Here is a 16,477-nt window from a genome sequence, read left to right as displayed (position 1 = left end):
TATTGTGAGCACAATCAATTACAGCGAAAAGATACCGAACAACGTCAACCTTTCGGAAGACCGCACGCTGCAGCGCGCGCTGGAGCACTGGCAGCCGAACTATCTGCAGTGGTGGCGCGACATGGGCCCGGAGGGCTCGGTCGATTTCGATGTCTATCTACGTACCGCCATCAATGTCACGCCGGAAGGCTGGGCTCACTTCGGCCATGTGAAAATGCCGGACTATCGCTGGGGCATTTTCCTGGCGCAGCAGGAAAACGGCCGCAAGGTGAATTTCGGCGAGCACAAGGGTGAGGCTGCCTGGCAGGAAGTACCGGGCGAGCACCGCGCCAACCTGCGCCGCATGATCGTCACGCAAGGCGACACCGAGCCGGCCTCGGTCGAGCAGCAACGCCATCTGGGACTGACCGCGCCGTCGAACTACGACCTGCGCAATCTGTTTCAGATCAATGTGGAAGAGGGCCGCCACCTGTGGGCCATGGTGTACCTGCTGCACAAGCATTTCGGTCGCGACGGCCGCGAGGAAGCTGAGGCACTGTTGCAGCGAAATTCGGGCGACCAAGATAAGCCACGCATCCTGGAGGCCTTCAATGAACCGACCCCGGACTGGCTGGCGTTCTACATGTTTACCTACTTCACCGACCGCGACGGCAAGTTCCAGCTCAATGCGCTGGCCGAATCGGGCTTCGATCCGCTGTCGCGCACCTGCCGCTTCATGCTGACCGAGGAAGCGCATCACATGTTCGTCGGCGAATCGGGCATCTCGCGCGTCCTGCAGCGCACCGCGCAGATCATGAAGCAGCACGGCATCGAGGATCCGGAAGAAGTGCGCCGCCATGGCGTGATCGATCTGCCGACGGTGCAGCGCTATCTGAACTTCCACTTTTCCGTGACCATCGACCTTTTCGGCGCCGACCAGTCGTCGAATGCCGCGGCTTTTTATAGCTCGGGCCTGAAAGGCCGCTATGAAGAGACCAAGCGCGATGACGATCATCTGCTGAAGAACAACCAGTACAAGATCCTCGACATCGCCGATGGCAAGCTCACCGAGCGCGAAGTGCCCATGCTCAATGCGCTGAACGAGGTGCTACGCGACGACTATATCCGCGACTCGATCGCTGGCGTCGGCCGCTGGAATAAAGTGCTGGAGAAGGCTGGCGTGAATTTCCGCCTGACCACGCCGCACAAGGCCTTCAACCGCCACATCGGCACCTTCGCCGGGCAGCGCATCTCTCCGGACGGCCGCGTGATTTCCGAAGCCGAATGGCAGGCCAATGTGCGCAACTGGTTGCCGTCCGAAGAAGACCGCGCTTACGTGGCTTCGCTGATGGGCCGCGTGGTCGAGCCGGGCAAGATGGCGAACTGGATCGCACCGCCGCCGGTGGGCATCAACCGCCAACCGATCGACTTCGAATACGTGCGTTTCAACTAAGTCAGTCAACGGTCGCCGGCGCAAAACGCCGGTGACCTCGTTTTTTTGCAAAATAGAGCAGGCCCCGCCATGAACGCTCCTGAAACGATTACCCTGATCCGTCAGCATCTGATCGATCCCGAGATCTGCATTCGCTGCAACACCTGCGAAGAGACTTGCCCGATCGATGCGATCACGCATGACGACCGCAACTACGTGGTGAAGGCGGATGTCTGCAATGCCTGCGGCGCCTGCATCTCGCCATGCCCGACGGGTGCCATCGACCACTGGCGCACGATGCCGAAGGTCGAAGCCTACAGCCTCGAAGAGCAGTACAGCTGGGACGAGTTGCCAGCCGAGAAGGCATTCGAGCAAAGCGTGCTAGATGCAGTCGGTGCCAGCAACGCGGCAGAAGCTCAGCGCGAGGCGGTGCAGGAAAACGCCGGCGCATCGCGCTCTTCCGCGTGCCCGCCGTGGTCAGCTGCGCATCCCTACGTGAACTTGTACACGCTGAAGGAGCCGATCACGGCGACCGTGGCCGGCAACTATCGCGTCACATCGAGCGACACCGCAAGCGACATCCACCACATCGTGCTCGACTTCGGCACGCAACTGTTCCCGGTGCTGGAGGGCCAGTCGATCGGCATCATCCCGCCCGGCGTGGATGCGAATGGCAAGCCGCATTACCTGCGCATGTATTCGATCGCCAGCCCGCGCAACGGCGAGCGCGAAGGCTACAACAACCTCTCGCTGACAGTGAAGCGGGTGGTGTCCGACCATGAGGGCAATCCGGTGAAGGGCGTTGGCTCGAACTACCTGTGTGATCTGCAGAAGGGCGACGCGGTGCAGGTGACCGGCCCCTTCGGCGCGAACTACCTGATGCCGAATCACCCGGGCTCCAACATCCTGATGATCTGCACTGGCACCGGCTCGGCGCCAATGCGTGCAATGACGGAATTCCGTCGCCGCCACTTCGTTAAAGGGCAAGCGGTGCCGGGCAAGCTGATGCTGTTTTTCGGCGCGAGAACGCCGGAAGAGCTCCCGTACTTCGGCCCGTTGCGCAAGCTGCCGGCCGAGCTGATGGAGACGCACCTGGCATTTTCGCGCATGCCGAAGGAACCGCGCGCGTATGTGCAGGACAAGATGCGCCAAGCCGCTGCGGCCGTGGCCGAGCTGCTGAAGGGCGATACCTATGTCTACATTTGCGGGCTGAAGGGCATGGAAGAGGGCGTGCTCGATGCGATGCAGGACATTTGCAATGCACACGGCATCGACTGGGCGACCCTACGGCCGAAGATGGTCAACGAAGGCCGCTTCCAGGTGGAGACATATTAAGGCCTGGTCAAATTTCTTTGGTTTGGCTCGCGTAGGGATTCCGATGAGGAGAAGGGCGATGGCAACTTTTCGCTTTGCCCTGCTGCACAAGCTTCGAAAGCGAAGGCAGGGCGACGAACCGAAGCGGCCGCGCGCCTTCTTGACCGGCCAACAGCCTGAGTCCGAATGGAGCATGATATGAATAACATTCCGGTTGACACTGACAACTTTCGCGTCGACATTGACGAAATAGGCATCGCGCACGTGGTGTTCGGCCCGGCAGGCGGCATGCCTGTCACGGACGCACGGGGCCATGGAGCATTGGCGACCATCTGGCGCAGGTTGGACGAGGATGCCAATGTGCGCGCGGTGTTGGTGCGCAGCGAGGGCAAGGCGTTCTGCGCGGGCGGCGCAATGGACATGGTCGTGGAAATGCTCGATTCGGAAGGCGCACGCCAGCGCGTGATGCGCGAAGCCCGCGACATCGTCGCCGGCATGCTGGCCTGCGGCAAGCCGATCGTGTCGGCGATCCATGGCGCCGCGGTGGGCGCAGGGCTTGCCGTGGCGCTCTTGGCCGACATCTCGGTCGCCGCGCGCAATGCCAAGCTGATCGACGGCCACACCAAGCTTGGCGTGGCGGCCGGCGACCATGCGGCGCTGATCTGGCCGCTGCTGTGCGGCATGGCCAAGGCCAAGTATTACCTGCTGTTGTGCGATGCCGTCAGCGGCGAAGAAGCCGAGCGCATCGGCTTGGTGAGCCGCGTGGTCGACGCTGAAACGCTGCAGCAAGACGCGCTGCAGATTGCGCAGCGCCTCGCCGCCGGCAGCGCTACGGCAATCGCTGGCACCAAGCGCGCGCTCAATGGCTGGCTGCATGCGGCCTGGCCGGCGTTTGAAGCGTCGCTGGCCGCCGAGATGATTGGCTTCGGCGAAGCCGATGCACGCGAAGGCCTTGCCGCCATCCGCGAAAAGCGCGCGCCGCGCTTCGGGAGCGCCGCTTGAAGTTCGCCGACATCGAGCCGGGCAGGCGTTTCCTGCTCGGTCCGGTGCGCGTCGAACAGCAAGAGGTGATCGATTTCGCCAGGCGTTATGACGACCAGTGGTTCCACACCGACCCGGCGGCCGCCGAGCGAGGGCCGTTCCAGGGCCTGATTGCCAGCGGCTGGCATACCTGCGCGCTGGCCATGCGCCTGGTGTCGCGCGAAATTCTTAGAGGGTCGGAGTCCTTCGCGTCGCCAGGTCTTTCCTACGTGCGCTGGCCGCACCCGGTGCGCCCGGATGATGAATTGACGCTGGAAATAGTGGTGAATGATTCCCGCAGCTCCGTGTCGCGGCCGACGCTCGGCGTGGTGCGCTGGCAATGGCTGATGCGTAACCAGGATGGAGACGAGGTGCTGGACCTGGAGGCGACCAGTATGTTCCGTGTTACCACGGCTTGAACAACGCCGTAGGACGATTTATCTACAGTAAGGCAAACGACATTTGTCATCGCATGGATGGGCGCTTGCAATGTCCTCAACTCCCACGAATCATCTTCACTTCATCGAAATATGCGTGCAATGCAAATCACGACTTATAAAACCCTCAACATCAATGTCGATGCACGAGGTGTCGCAACAGTGTGCCTAGCGCGCCAGGAGAAGCTGAACGCCTTCGATGAGGTCATGATCGAGGAGCTCACCACGGCGTTCCAACGGATTTCTCAGGAAAATCAAATGCGTGTCGTCATCCTGAAGGCCGATGGCCGGGCATTCAGCGCCGGCGCGGACCTGCACTGGATGCAGCGTGCAAGCAACAATTCCAACGAGGAAAATCTTGCAGACGCCAGGCGTTTCGCGGCGATGATGCAGGAGATCTACGAATGTCCGAAGCCGGTTATAGGAAGGATCCAGGGGCCGGCCTATGGAGGCGGCGTCGGCCTGTGCTGCGCATGTGACATCGTCGTCGCGTCGCCCGAGGCTAAGTTCGCCGTCAGCGAAGCGAAGTTCGGCATCCTTCCCTCCGTCATCGGCCCCTACCTGAACAATGCCGTCGGCAAACGTTACGCATTGCGCCTGGCGCTCACGGCAGAAGTCATCGATGCCGCCCGCGCCCAGTACATCGGGCTGGTCCATGATCTGGTGCCGATGGAGCAGCTCGATGGAGCCGTGGAGAGCGTCGTCAAGCTGCTCTTAATGAACGGCCCGACGGCGCTCGCCGAAATCAAGAGGCTATTCGCCAAGCTCCCTGTCGGGGAGATCGACGGAGAGACACGCGAGCTGACCGCCAACACGATCGCCCGGGTGCGTTCGACGGCGGAAGCCAAAGAAGGGTTCGCCGCGTTCTTCGCAAAGCGCCCAGCAGCATGGATCAAGGAACCGTCATGGAAATGAACCAAGAAAAGCAGTGGTTGCTTGAGAGCCTGCCACTCGAACAGCAAATCGTTGGCGTTATCGGCGCAGGCACAATGGGGGCGGGCATTGCCCAAGTGGCGGCCGCAGCCGGACATCGGGTGCTGTTGCTCGATGTCCGCCCGGGTGCCGCTGAGCAGGCGAAAGGCCGTATCGAGGAGGCGCTGGAGGCGCTTGTGAAGAAGGGCCGCATGGACGCGGCTGAGCGAGACGCGTTGGCATCTCGGATAGCGCCGGCCGAAGCGCTGACCGACATGCGGGAAGCGGTGCTGGTGGTCGAGGTCATCCTGGAGCAGCTCGACCCCAAGCAGAAGTTGCTGCGGGAGCTGGAGGACATCGTTGGACACGGCACCATCCTGGCGTCGAACACGTCGTCGATCTCCATCACGGCGCTGGCCAATGGAATGCGCCATCCCGAGCGCGTAGTGGGCATGCACTTCTTCAATCCAGTGCCACTGATGAAACTGGTGGAGGTCGTCTCAGGTGCAGAGACGGCTCCGGGCGTGGCACGCCTGATCTTCGAGAAGGCGGCGCTGTGGGGTAAGACGCCGGTGCACGCGAAGTCGACGCCCGGCTTTATCGTCAACCGCATTGCGCGGCCTTACTATGCGGAAGCGTTGGCCTTACTGCAGGACCGCGCCGCGACACCATATCAGATTGACCAAGTGCTCCGCGGGGCGGGATTCCGCATGGGGCCTTGTGAGCTGATGGACCTAATCGGCCACGATGTCAACTATTCCGTCACTACGTCGGTGTTCGAGGCGAACTATGGCGATCGCCGCTACGTGCCTTCGCTTGTGCAGAAAGCGCTGGTGGACGGCGGACGCCTCGGCCGCAAGGTCGGCAAGGGCTTCTATGAAGGTGTGCCGTCGTTTGAGACCGTACCTTCTTCGTCGGCAGGCGAACTGAGAGATAGTGCTGATGGCGTGTCCATTGTTGGAAAGGGCAAGGCGGCACAAGCGCTGGCTGACTGGTTCACGGGTGCCGGCATTCCGCATCAGCGAGTTGAGGGCGAGGATTGGCCGGCGTTGCGCATCGGCGCCGTCCACCTGCGTGTCACCGACGGCCGGACGGCGGATCACTTGTCGGCGGCGCTGAGCTTCGGCAACATCGGCGTGATCGACTGGCCACTTCAGCTAAAGAAAGGCGCCGCCATCGCCGTCGCGTTTTCTTCTCGCGTGGGCAACAAGGAACGCTCGATGGTCAAGCATGTGCTGGATGCCAGCGGCCTTCAGGCAGTCGAGGTCGATGACGCGCCGGGCCTCATTGTCGGCCGGACAGTCGCCATGCTTATCAACGAAGCTGCCGACGCCGTCCAGCAGGGAGTCTGCGAAGAAGGTGATGCGGACACGGCGATGAAACTAGGGACGAACTATCCGGCCGGGCCGTTCGAATGGCTCTCGACTTTCGGCATTGGCTACACCGTGACCATGCTGGAGAACTTGTATCACGCTTACAGAAGCGAGCGGTACAGGGTTTCGCCATTGCTGCAGAAGCGCTACTGGGTTTCGCGCGAAGTGTAGCGCGGACACAATCAATCCACGGGGCGCGAAGGCCGCAATGCCAGTTGCGTCTTATCGCCCACACAGGTAACGCAAAGGGAACACTGAATGAAAGACCGCCATGCCGAGGACGTTGACAGCAGCGACGTCTGGGTCGAGCATCCGCTTGGAAAAATCTTTGCCCGCATCTGGACTCCTGCGATGAAGGTAGATCGGTCGCAGGCTCGGGCGCCAATCGTGCTGTTTCATGACTCGCTCGGTTGCGTCGACTTGTGGCGCGACTTTCCCTCCAAGCTGAGCGGGTTCCTAGGGCGGGAGGTCATCGCCTACGACCGGTTGGGATTCGGCAGATCCGACCCAAGAGCAGACATGCCGCCGGTCGACTTCGTCGCCGAAGAGTCGCGCAGCTACTTTCCCGCCATTGTGAAGCGATTCATGCTGCAGCGTTTCGTTGCTTTCGGCCACAGCGTTGGAGGAGGCATGGCGGTCAACTGTGCCGCCGACTATCCGGGAGCTTGCGAGGCATTAATCACTGAGTCGGCGCAGGTCTTTGCGGAAGATCGGACGTTGACAAGCATCGCGCAGGCGAAGGAGCAGTTCAAAGACGACAGGCAGCTTGAGCGGCTGAGAAAATACCACGGGGAGAAGGCCGAATGGGTACTCCGTGCCTGGACGGATTCGTGGCTTGATCCCCAGTTTGCCTCCTGGACTCTCGCGGCGGTGTTGCCTAGAGTAACCTGTCCGGTGCTGGCGATCCACGGGGAGCATGACGAATACGGCTCGGCAGTCCATCCCGAGATGATTACGCAGCTGTGCAGTGGCCCATCCAAGATGGAAATGATGAACGACACGTACCATGTGCCTCATCGTGAGCGCGACGCAGACGTCCTGGCACTGGTGTCTCGGTTCCTCAAATCAGCGCATTAAAAGGGTCACCCCATATACCTGCCGGATCATACTCAAGAGCCCACGCTGCGTCCCGTCTCCCCGCTTTCACTGATCAATCTGTTTGTGCTTGCTCTTATAGTTCGACACTTATATGGACGTCTCTAGAAATGCAAGCTTTGGCAGTATGAATTGTCAACTGAGGTTCGCAGGCTTATATACGGCCTGTTCATGAAAATATTTATCCTGCTAGCCCTGAAAGGCCTTATCAACATCTGCAAGAAACCGCGTATGCCAAGCGCCGGACCCTGAAAATTTGGCAGGCTGAGTTCTTGCCTCTACCCGCGTACCCACTGGGCTCAGCCCCTCTTTGAGGGTGGACTAAATTGAGCGTCAGCTAGCGTAGATTGGCGTTCGAGTAACGTGCGAGGAAAAATCTACGAAGGGCGAAAGTAGCCCAGCGACTTTGAAAAATGAAGACGCCGAGCCATATGCAACGTCCTCTAAACCATCCGGGCCTGCAGAGCATGCGGGTCCCGCACGATTTAGACCATACTTAGCAGATTGGAAATGTTGAGCATTCTCCCATCAAAGCGCTTCACCACTTCCAGGAAACCCTAATGAACAGTCACGCACAACCATCCCGCCAACGCCCGCGCGAAGTCACGCTGCGCTTTCTCGCCGAACCCACCGATGTGAACTTTGGAGGCAAGGTTCACGGCGGCGCAGTAATGAAATGGATCGACCAGGCCGGCTATGCCTGCGCGGTTGGCTGGAGCGGCTATTACTGCGTTACGGTCTACGTCGGTGGCATCCGCTTTCACAAACCAATCTTCATCGGGCAGATCGTCGAGGTGAATGCGAAGGTCATCCACACCGGTACCTCGAGCATGCATATCACCATCGATGTGTCCGCGACCGATCCGCGTACCGGTGGGCGCAAGACCACCACCAGCTGCCTGATCGTGTTCGTCGCAGTCGACGGCGGTGGCGATACCGTGCCGGTGCCGTCCTGGCTGCCGGAAACAGAGGAAGACAAGCGCCTCGAACAGCATGCAAAGCAGATGGCCAAGGTACGCAAGGAACAGGATGAAGAGATGCTTATAGCAGCATCAGTGGAGCAATGAATCGAAATTGATCATGTCCACGCCGTGACCTGCCTCCTTCTACAGGGCCAATCCGGTTCTAGCGAAGTCCGTCAAACAAGTTGCTGAGTGGCAGGAGCGGCCGATATTGCTCGATACATGGCGGCGAATTCCGCAGGTGCGAGGTAGTTCAATGCACTGTGCGGCCGAGCCTGATTGCAGTCGTGTCGCCAAGCCCCGATAACGGCGCGCGCCTGAGCCAGTGAAGTGAGCCAGTGTTCATTGAGGCATTCATCACGGAACTTGCCATTAAAGGACTCGATATAGGCATTTTGCGTCGGCTTGCCGGCCTGAATCAGCTTCAAGCAAACGCCACGCGCATGCGCCCACTGGTCAAGTGCACGACTGATGAATTCCGGCCCCTGTTCAGTGCGTACTGCCCTGGCTTTACCCCGGAAACGCGCTGCCTGTTCCAGCGCACGAACCACGTTCAGCCCTGAGATGCCGTAGTCAACCACAATATCGACGACTTCCTTGGTGAAGTCGTCAACAATGGTCAGACATTTCAGTCGCCGCCCATTTGACAGGGCATCCATAACGAGATCCATAGACCAAGCTTCATTAGGCGCACTTCTATGGCAAATCAAGTTTTGATGCTTTTCGCAGAGATGATGGCGTCCACGGCAGCTGCCGCGTCCTCGAGCGGCTGTGCCAGCACCGCGGTGCTGTACAGCGCGGCTGCCGGCATCGGCGCTCCTAGCATGGGTCCGTCGGTCTGATGAGGTCAATCGTCACCACGGTCGACAGACCGGTGCGCAACGGGTGCTGCTCCAGTTCCTTTGGTTCGAGTGCGATACATACCGGACTCTGGGCTGAATCACTTTCGCGACTTGATCAACATGCCAATACTTTGCAGGGAAAATATTACTCAGATCGTTGTGATGGAGGGGCTAGGGGGTCGGGCGTCTGAGATAGGGCTTTGCGAGTTAAGACAACTTGAAGGCCGGCTTTGAATACTTTAACTGCAGACTGAAGCGGATAGAAGTCGTGTAGGCCCATTCAGTTGGGTAGCGGAACTTTGCCGGTCACACCTCTTCGCTGCGTCCGGGTAACCGGTAAGGTGTTTTTGTTTTGGCGACGCGCATTGACGTCGCGCATAGAAATGGAAGTATTTTTATCGTGTTGGAAGAAGTATAGGTCTAATGTTTCAGGTGGGTCTCTGTTTCGCAGCGCTTTCTTTTTTAGTCCCCGACTGATGCGATCGTGGTCACAACTGCACGAATGGTAGAGAACATAGCCTTTTAAAGGAAGGAGCAAAGATGATTAGTAATCTTCAGTCGGCACGCGCTTTGATACTTGCTGACCTAAATCATGCACGGAAGGTCCTTGATTTATGGGCACACCAAGTGCACGTTTTGGAAAAAGCGCTCGAACAAATCGATACAGTTGGTAATTCGCGCAAGGCATTAAGCGAAGAGTACAAGGGCGGTCGCAATGGTGCGCCGAGGCTTATGGCTGCTGAAGCGACCGGCATAGCGAAAAAGGGCCGCAAGCGCAAGGAGGGTTCAGTCACGGCGAGCACAGGTAAGAAGCGGACTGCCAGAGTGCATGAGGATAAGACATCCGACGCTGGTTCAGAATCGGTACAAGAAGCAAAGGCGGGGAAGGGAAAGAAGGCCAACACCGGTATGTCCAGAAGCAGGAAAACGAGCAGGGTTGCTGCGAAATACAAAGACCCGCTTTCCGATAAGACCTGGTCTGGCCGCGGACGCCGCCCAGCATGGTTTACCGGTGCGCCGGAACAGTATTTGATTTCCTCCAGCTCCACTCAGCACGAGGCAGGCAATACATCGTCCACTGTACATTAAACCGTCATGGCGCTGCCATCCTGGTAGGGCGCCATGTTTCTTTCTACGGCTAGCGGGTGATCGCTGGAGCGACAAAACGATCGCTGATGTGGTTTGAAAACCCAGGCTGTCTACCCCGGCCCATGATGAGAGTTCAGGACTGGCAAGCGTATCGCCGTATTGAATACGGAACACACGGGTATATTCAACCAAAGCACGGCATCCCCGGACAGTACGGCCCTCCAGTGCTTTATTTGTCTTTTCGAAGCTTCGGCACTGCAGAATGCCGTTTAGCGTCGACCTTCGGCAGGTCATCGGCACGAATTGGTTGTCCATGCAGGCGGCGCAGCAGAACTTTTTGCTCTTGGACCAAAGACCGCGTCAAAAGCAGGCACTTCAGTGATTCGATTGGTTGGCACAGGAGGTGATGAAGATTAAATCCCATGGCGGAATTATAATGCGCGGATGCACTCTGCTGTATTCCAAGCTCTGAGCGCAACGCTCATCAGCATTTAGATAGGTTTAATCTTTGCCATGCCAACGGATATTACGACATCAGTCCATGCTAGCCCAATAAAGTGGACGGATGACGAATGGAACAAAATCGCTGTCCAGTTATACCAGTTGAAAGGGGCCCACGCGCTGGCGTCCGAGGGCGTAAATGACATCAAGGCGAAGGACGTCTTTGAAGCGCAGAACATCTTGCCAGCAGAGCGGCGCCGAAAACAAATCTCGATTGCCCAAGGATTTCAGCAGATTCGTACGCGACTGCGTGGATTGTTCGAAAGGGGACAACAGGAGAATCTGTTTCCTGCTGCCGCACCCATGCCAACAGAAGCCTCTGGCAGAGGCACGACGCCTGCCGTGGGCCAAGCTTTGTCCGATGTGCCTGTGGAGGAATCGCATTCGTTCCACACTGCCAACCGCGATCTGTTTGCCGAAGGGCAGGCAGCTTCGAAAGAAGTTAGCGATGAAGTAGGGAACGCCTACACGCCTGAGGAGAACAGGGCACCTGATGTGCGCCGAATTCAGGAAGCCAAAGCTTCCCGATCGTGGAAGGCGATGGGACAACGAGCAGAAGATGCGCCACGGTCCGGCAGCAATGCCCTCAACACGTCAGCTCGCGTTCGAGAGAATGTCAATTCTTACACTTCCGTAGACGATCATGGCAACCAGTCGACCAGGCGAGCGTCACAGTCCGGCTCAAGTCTGGCGGAGCTGGCTAGGCCTTTTGTGGCAATGGTTTGTGAAGAATTCGCCCGAGCATTGGTACAGACATTCTCGGGACAAGAGGTGTTCTCCAATTTGACTTCACGGCTGCAACCTGCAGAGAGAGGAGCGCCGCGTCACTTTGGGCAGGTGCGCTCCCAGCGGAACGCTCAGCGGCCAAGCAACGATAGCCAGTCCCGAAGGACAAACGATGATCCAAGAGTAGGGCGGATCGATGCGATAGAGACGGAGGATCACGAGGACAGTTTTCCCGCGGAAGTACAGCCGCTGTTCGATCCGAAGCTGCCGCCTTCAGCCAACAGCGACTTCAAGCCGATGATCGGCCTGGTAGCGACGCGCGACCACGAGTACGAAGATCTGCAACTCCTGTATCCGCAGCTCCGATTTTCTATCGTGCCTGCGGAAGACATTCATGGTCCAGAGGTATTCCAGAATTGCCAGCGCGTCATTGGGTTGAAGGAGGAAGTGCCGCGTGTGACTGAAGAGCTGCTCAAGCGGGCATTAGGGTATCGTTATGTTTGGCTGCGTGGCGGCGTCGATCGCGTCAGGGAGCAGCTCGATGCCTGGCTTGCCAATCCAAGTTCCATGCAGACTGGGCCACGGTCCGCCGGACCGCGCGGTGACAAGATATCTCGGCAAGGCAATGGCAAGAAGCGAGCGAAATGGCCACCGCGTGTGGCATAGACGCGAATGCCGTTCAAACTGCTGTCCAAACTCGCGAGAGGATCGTTAACATGCCCATGTGGCGTGACGTCCATGGGCTTTGCCGCCATGGACTTCGTTCCCGGGTAGCAACGGGACAGTAAGCTTCTTGTGAAAGATATCATATAGCGTACGAAGGAATGACTCCGCTATGGAACATGATCTTGCTGCAAGCCAGCAGCGCATTAATATCGGGGACTTGCTGTTGCAAGTCAGCGCGACGCTGCAAAAGGTTGGATGGGAAAAAGGATTAATGCGGAAGAATGGTCATGCACATGGCCTGCCGTAGCGGCAAGCTGAACAGGCACTTGATGCTCAGGCAGAATTTAATGGCTTCGTCGCTGAAAGTCGGATTTCGTCCACGCTTACCGCTGGCCTGACCGTGCCAGTTCATGGCCGAATCGAGCTAGATCAGCAGCGAGCCGCGCGTCTTTAATGCCGCTTTCTACACCTTCCAGTTCGTGGTTTGATACTTGCTAGGGGCGGGTTTCATGCGCCCAGCCTACCCGAGCTGCGGCCGATGTGCTTTGCTGCCTGATTCTCGCAACAAAGCCGCGACGAGAGCTAAATGGCTTATAGCGGACTGTCGCTAGGTGACTGGGTAGCGCCGAAACCCGCTATTCTCTGCTATCAGCCCGAGCGTGCAAACCGACACTCACGAGCTAACTCAATCTACCCTACCCGAAAAATGGGCAGGCCATCGACTCCTTCTGTAAAACCGAATCTACAAACCCCACTCATTCTTCTTGGTGCCGTAAGGCATGCCGCTTCCACTCAAATCGTTCGCTATGACCAGAAAAAGATTGGCTATGGATGGAAAGTCATTCAACGAATCGATCCGTACGCTGCAGCACAGCCGACTTCTTGCAACCTGAAACGACCGGCCCTTTAAGATTTTGCGCGACGAAGAAGTAAAGGTTTAACTGCTTCGGCTGACTGCTCCCTTTGCATACAAGTAGGCGTAAAGAATATGGGCTTCTACCATACTGGCCGCAAGGAAATGCACCGTTACCATCTATATACCCAGATGCTATGCGTGCTTCACAGCAACGGTATCAATTTTTCGAACCCGCAGAAGCACAATAAAAGATAGATTTTTAGGTTGACATATCAACCAAGCGTGATTAGTCTGAGAGTTATTAGGTTGAGCAGTCAACCTACTTCATGGCTTCGTAAGTGCGCAAGATGAGCTTTAGACTTGTCTAATAGAAAATATATGAGATCGAGGATGACTATGGCTACTAGCAATTCGAAACAGAAGTTCGATGCAGTAATCGTCGGGGCCGGATTCGCCGGCTTATACCAGTTATATTGCTTACGAAAAATTGGTCTTACGGCTCGCGTACTAGAAGCGGGTGAGGGCATCGGAGGAACATGGTTCTGGAACTGTTATCCCGGTGCCCGATGCGATGTCGAAAGTTTTGACTATTCTTATTCGTTCAGTAAGGAACTTGAGCAGGAATGGGAGTGGTCGGAGCGCTATGCCCCACAAGGAGAAATCCTTCGCTATATCAACCACGTTGCGGACCGTTTTGATCTGCGCAAGGATATCCAGCTAAATACTAGAGTTCAGCAAGCCATCTTCAATGAAACAACTAACTGCTGGACCGTGATGACAGAGAGCGGTGAAGTTTTCGAATCTACGTTCTGCATTATGGCAACCGGTTGTCTGTCGATTCCACAGAAACCAAGCATTAATGGACTCGACAGTTTCAAAGGCGAGCTTTACTTCAGTAACGCTTGGCCAAAGGAAACGGTGCATTTTGCCGGGAAAAGAGTTGGAGTGATCGGCACGGGCTCGAGTGGAGTACAGATGGTACCCATCATTGCCGAACAGGCAGCACACCTGACAGTATTTCAGCGCACCGCCAATTACAGTGTTCCCGCGCAAAACGAGCCGGTATCGAAAGAGCTCGCGAGGGAAGTCAAGGCTCACTATGAAGAGCGAAGAGCCAGGGGACGAGAAGCCATTACAGGCCAATACCTGAGTGCGAACGAGGTCTCGGCACTTGAGGTCTCCAGTGAAGAACGTCAGGCCGAATTTGAGTTTCGCTGGCGTGGCGCAGGCGGCGGTTTCCGCATGCTGCGTGCCTTTTCAGATTTGCTTAGGGATAAAACAGCAAATAAATACGCAGCGGAGTTCATTGCTTCGAAGATCACAAACATCGTTCAAGATCCTGCAGTAGCAGAGGTCTTGATACCGAAGCCTGATCTTCCCTTTGGTACCAAGCGCTTATGTGTCGACACGAATTATTACGAGACATTCAATCGACCCAATGTCGAGTTGGTTGATATCAAGGCATCCCCAATTAAGGAGATTACGCCTCACGGTCTGTGCACGCAGGAACGTGAATTTGAGCTCGACATGATTGTTCTGGCGACCGGCTTCGATGCAATGACTGGGGCATTGATGCGGATTGATATACGTGGCATCGGTGACAAGCGATTAAAGGACAAATGGGCGGAGGGTCCGCGCACTTATCTCGGGCTTGCGATATCCGGCTTCCCCAACATGTTCGTCATCACGGGACCAGGTAGCCCATCGGTGCTAAGTAACATGGTGCACTCTATTGAAACCCATGCAGACTGGATAACTGCCTGCATCAGTCGAATCAGGGAACGTGGCTATGCCAGGGTTGAAGCCGACGGAAATGCTGAAGATAAGTGGGTGGATCATGTCAACGAGGTTGCAAACCGTACACTTTATCCTGTTGGAAATTCCTGGTATGTCGGTGCAAATATCCCCGGCAAACCGAGAATTTTCATGCCCTATGTTGCAGGAGTGCCGGCGTACCGCAAAATAATCGAAGAAGTCGCGCAGAAAGACTATGACGGATTCGTCTTTTCCTGAATGTTGAAAAGGGAATTAATCGATTCACTAATGCACCCTAAATTCCAACATACAAATATAAGGAGACATCATGAAACACCTATTAAAAACACTAAAACTTATCTTGGCAACGTCCGTCTTTGCTACATTCTTCTGCCTGCCGGCAGTTGCCCAGGAGGCCATAAAGATTGGTCTCGTTGCGCCTATGTCAGGAACGTTCGCATTATATGGTCAAGGGTTTTACCATTCGATGCAGGCATACATGGCAAATTATGGTGACACTGTGGCAGGGAAAAAGGTGGAAATCATTGTCCGTGATAACACTACAAACACCCCCGAGAATGCGAAGCGGCTTGCGCAAGAACTTGTTACCAGGGAACGGGTAGATTTTCTTGCCGGTTTTGCCTTATCGCCAGACGCCCTGTCAGTTGCTTCACTTTCGACCCAAGCAAAGCGTCCGACCATTGTTATGCTTGCCGCAGCATCTGGCTTAACTGCAAAGTCACCCTACCTAACACGGGTTTCGTATAGCAATACACAAACCTCCGTTACGATGGCGAAATGGGCGTACAAAAACGGCCTGCGTAAGGTATATACCGTTGTCTCAGACTATGCTCCAGGGATTGATTGCGAAGTCGCCTTTCAAAAAGCGTTCACATCCCTAGGCGGCAAAATTATTGGCAACTCCCGGATGCCGTTGGCAAACCTAGACTACGCGCCTTATGTTCAACGCCTAAAAGAATCGGGTGCCGATGCGGCCTTCTTGTTTGTGCCATCCGGCGACCCCATGGTTTCGTTCATGAAGAACTTTGTCGAGCGTGGCCTTCCGCAAACTGGCATGAAACTGCTGACAACGACAGATCTTGCGGAAGAGTACATCAAACCGATGGGCGACACCGCTGTGCATATTACGAATGCTATTCAGTATTACGATACGCTGGATAATGAGGAAAACGCGAAATACAAAGCGGCATACCTGAAAATCGCAGGGAAAAATCCAGGGGCTATTGCTCTCGGCGGGTACGATGGTATGGCAGTTATTTACGAGGTCGCTCGCAAGCTCGACGGTAAGCTCGATCCCGAAAAAGTCATGGCAACTATGAAAGGGATTAAGATCAAGAGTCCGCGTGGTGACTTGACGATCGACCCTGAAACAAGGGATGCCGTGGCGAATATGTATGTCGCCAAAATCGAGAAGAGGGGCAACCAGTACGTTCCCGTCGTCATTGATACATTCACCAATGTCAAGGAAGGGCAATAGAATGTGACCCTTCATCAATT

General features: G+C 56.5%; 13 protein-coding genes and 2 pseudogenes. 13 read left to right on the top strand and 2 right to left on the bottom strand.

The window, feature by feature from the left end:
* The first annotated feature begins 4 nt into the window (after positions 1 to 4).
* The 8 genes from boxB to JJB74_RS28050 all read left to right on the top strand — a co-directional run bounded on the left by boxB (position 5) and on the right by JJB74_RS28050 (position 8,629).
* Complete coding sequence (boxB, locus tag JJB74_RS28085; RefSeq protein ID WP_200597769.1) at positions 5 to 1,432, top strand: benzoyl-CoA 2,3-epoxidase subunit BoxB; 1,428 nt, start codon at positions 5 to 7, stop codon at positions 1,430 to 1,432.
* Between the two features lie 69 nt (positions 1,433 to 1,501).
* Positions 1,502 to 2,746: a benzoyl-CoA 2,3-epoxidase subunit BoxA gene (gene boxA, locus JJB74_RS28080; RefSeq protein WP_200597767.1), complete on the top strand. Its 1,245-nt coding sequence runs from the start codon at positions 1,502 to 1,504 to the stop codon at positions 2,744 to 2,746.
* A 177-nt stretch (positions 2,747 to 2,923) separates the two neighbouring features.
* Positions 2,924 to 3,727, top strand: a complete 804-nt coding sequence (locus JJB74_RS28075) for an enoyl-CoA hydratase/isomerase family protein (RefSeq protein WP_200597765.1) — start codon at positions 2,924 to 2,926, stop codon at positions 3,725 to 3,727.
* Positions 3,724 to 4,164, top strand: a complete 441-nt coding sequence (locus tag JJB74_RS28070; RefSeq protein WP_200597763.1) for a MaoC family dehydratase — start codon at positions 3,724 to 3,726, stop codon at positions 4,162 to 4,164. Before JJB74_RS28075 ends, JJB74_RS28070 begins: the two co-directional genes overlap by 4 nt.
* A 126-nt stretch (positions 4,165 to 4,290) precedes the next feature.
* Positions 4,291 to 5,097, top strand: coding sequence for an enoyl-CoA hydratase-related protein (locus tag JJB74_RS28065; protein ID WP_200597855.1), 807 nt, complete (start codon positions 4,291 to 4,293; stop codon positions 5,095 to 5,097).
* A complete protein-coding gene (locus tag JJB74_RS28060; RefSeq protein ID WP_325170192.1) occupies positions 5,088 to 6,638 on the top strand; it encodes a 3-hydroxyacyl-CoA dehydrogenase in 1,551 nt (516 codons plus the stop codon). Before JJB74_RS28065 ends, JJB74_RS28060 begins: the two co-directional genes overlap by 10 nt.
* An 87-nt stretch (positions 6,639 to 6,725) precedes the next feature.
* Positions 6,726 to 7,544, top strand: a complete 819-nt coding sequence (locus JJB74_RS28055) for an alpha/beta fold hydrolase (RefSeq protein WP_200597761.1) — start codon at positions 6,726 to 6,728, stop codon at positions 7,542 to 7,544.
* A 578-nt stretch (positions 7,545 to 8,122) separates the two neighbouring features.
* Positions 8,123 to 8,629, top strand: a complete 507-nt coding sequence (locus JJB74_RS28050; protein WP_200597759.1) for an acyl-CoA thioesterase — start codon at positions 8,123 to 8,125, stop codon at positions 8,627 to 8,629.
* 71 nt (positions 8,630 to 8,700) lie between these two features.
* Here JJB74_RS28050 and JJB74_RS28045 read toward each other — a convergent pair.
* Positions 8,701 to 9,219 (bottom strand): annotated as a pseudogene (locus tag JJB74_RS28045) (integrase core domain-containing protein); the annotation flags it as partial.
* Between the two features lie 687 nt (positions 9,220 to 9,906).
* Here JJB74_RS28045 and JJB74_RS28040 point away from each other — a divergent pair.
* The 3 genes from JJB74_RS28040 (at position 9,907) to JJB74_RS28030 (ending at position 12,655) form a co-directional block, all read left to right on the top strand.
* Complete coding sequence (locus JJB74_RS28040) at positions 9,907 to 10,455, top strand: H-NS histone family protein (protein WP_200597757.1); 549 nt, start codon at positions 9,907 to 9,909, stop codon at positions 10,453 to 10,455.
* A gap of 513 nt (positions 10,456 to 10,968) precedes the next feature.
* Positions 10,969 to 12,348: a hypothetical protein gene (locus JJB74_RS28035; protein ID WP_200597755.1), complete on the top strand. Its 1,380-nt coding sequence runs from the start codon at positions 10,969 to 10,971 to the stop codon at positions 12,346 to 12,348.
* Positions 12,349 to 12,517: 169 nt separating this feature from the next.
* A complete protein-coding gene (locus tag JJB74_RS28030) occupies positions 12,518 to 12,655 on the top strand; it encodes a hypothetical protein (RefSeq protein ID WP_200597869.1) in 138 nt (45 codons plus the stop codon).
* Here JJB74_RS28030 and JJB74_RS28025 read toward each other — a convergent pair.
* A pseudogene (locus JJB74_RS28025) lies at positions 12,641 to 12,859 on the bottom strand (transposase); the annotation flags it as partial. The gene JJB74_RS28030 and the pseudogene JJB74_RS28025 sit on opposite strands and share 15 nt — an antisense overlap.
* A 741-nt stretch (positions 12,860 to 13,600) precedes the next feature.
* Between JJB74_RS28025 and JJB74_RS28020 the strand changes: the two are divergent.
* Complete coding sequence (locus JJB74_RS28020; RefSeq protein WP_200597753.1) at positions 13,601 to 15,217, top strand: flavin-containing monooxygenase; 1,617 nt, start codon at positions 13,601 to 13,603, stop codon at positions 15,215 to 15,217.
* A 70-nt stretch (positions 15,218 to 15,287) separates the two neighbouring features.
* Entirely contained in the window at positions 15,288 to 16,457 is a 1,170-nt protein-coding gene (locus JJB74_RS28015; protein ID WP_200597752.1) for an ABC transporter substrate-binding protein, read from the top strand.
* Positions 16,458 to 16,477: the final 20 nt, after the last annotated feature.

The sequence above is a fragment of the Noviherbaspirillum pedocola genome (assembly GCF_016632335.1).
In the GTDB taxonomy this organism is placed as follows: Bacteria; Pseudomonadota; Gammaproteobacteria; order Burkholderiales; family Burkholderiaceae_D; genus Noviherbaspirillum_A; species Noviherbaspirillum_A pedocola.
Note: the sequence above shows the minus strand (reverse complement) of the source record. Positions and strands in the feature narration are given on the sequence as shown.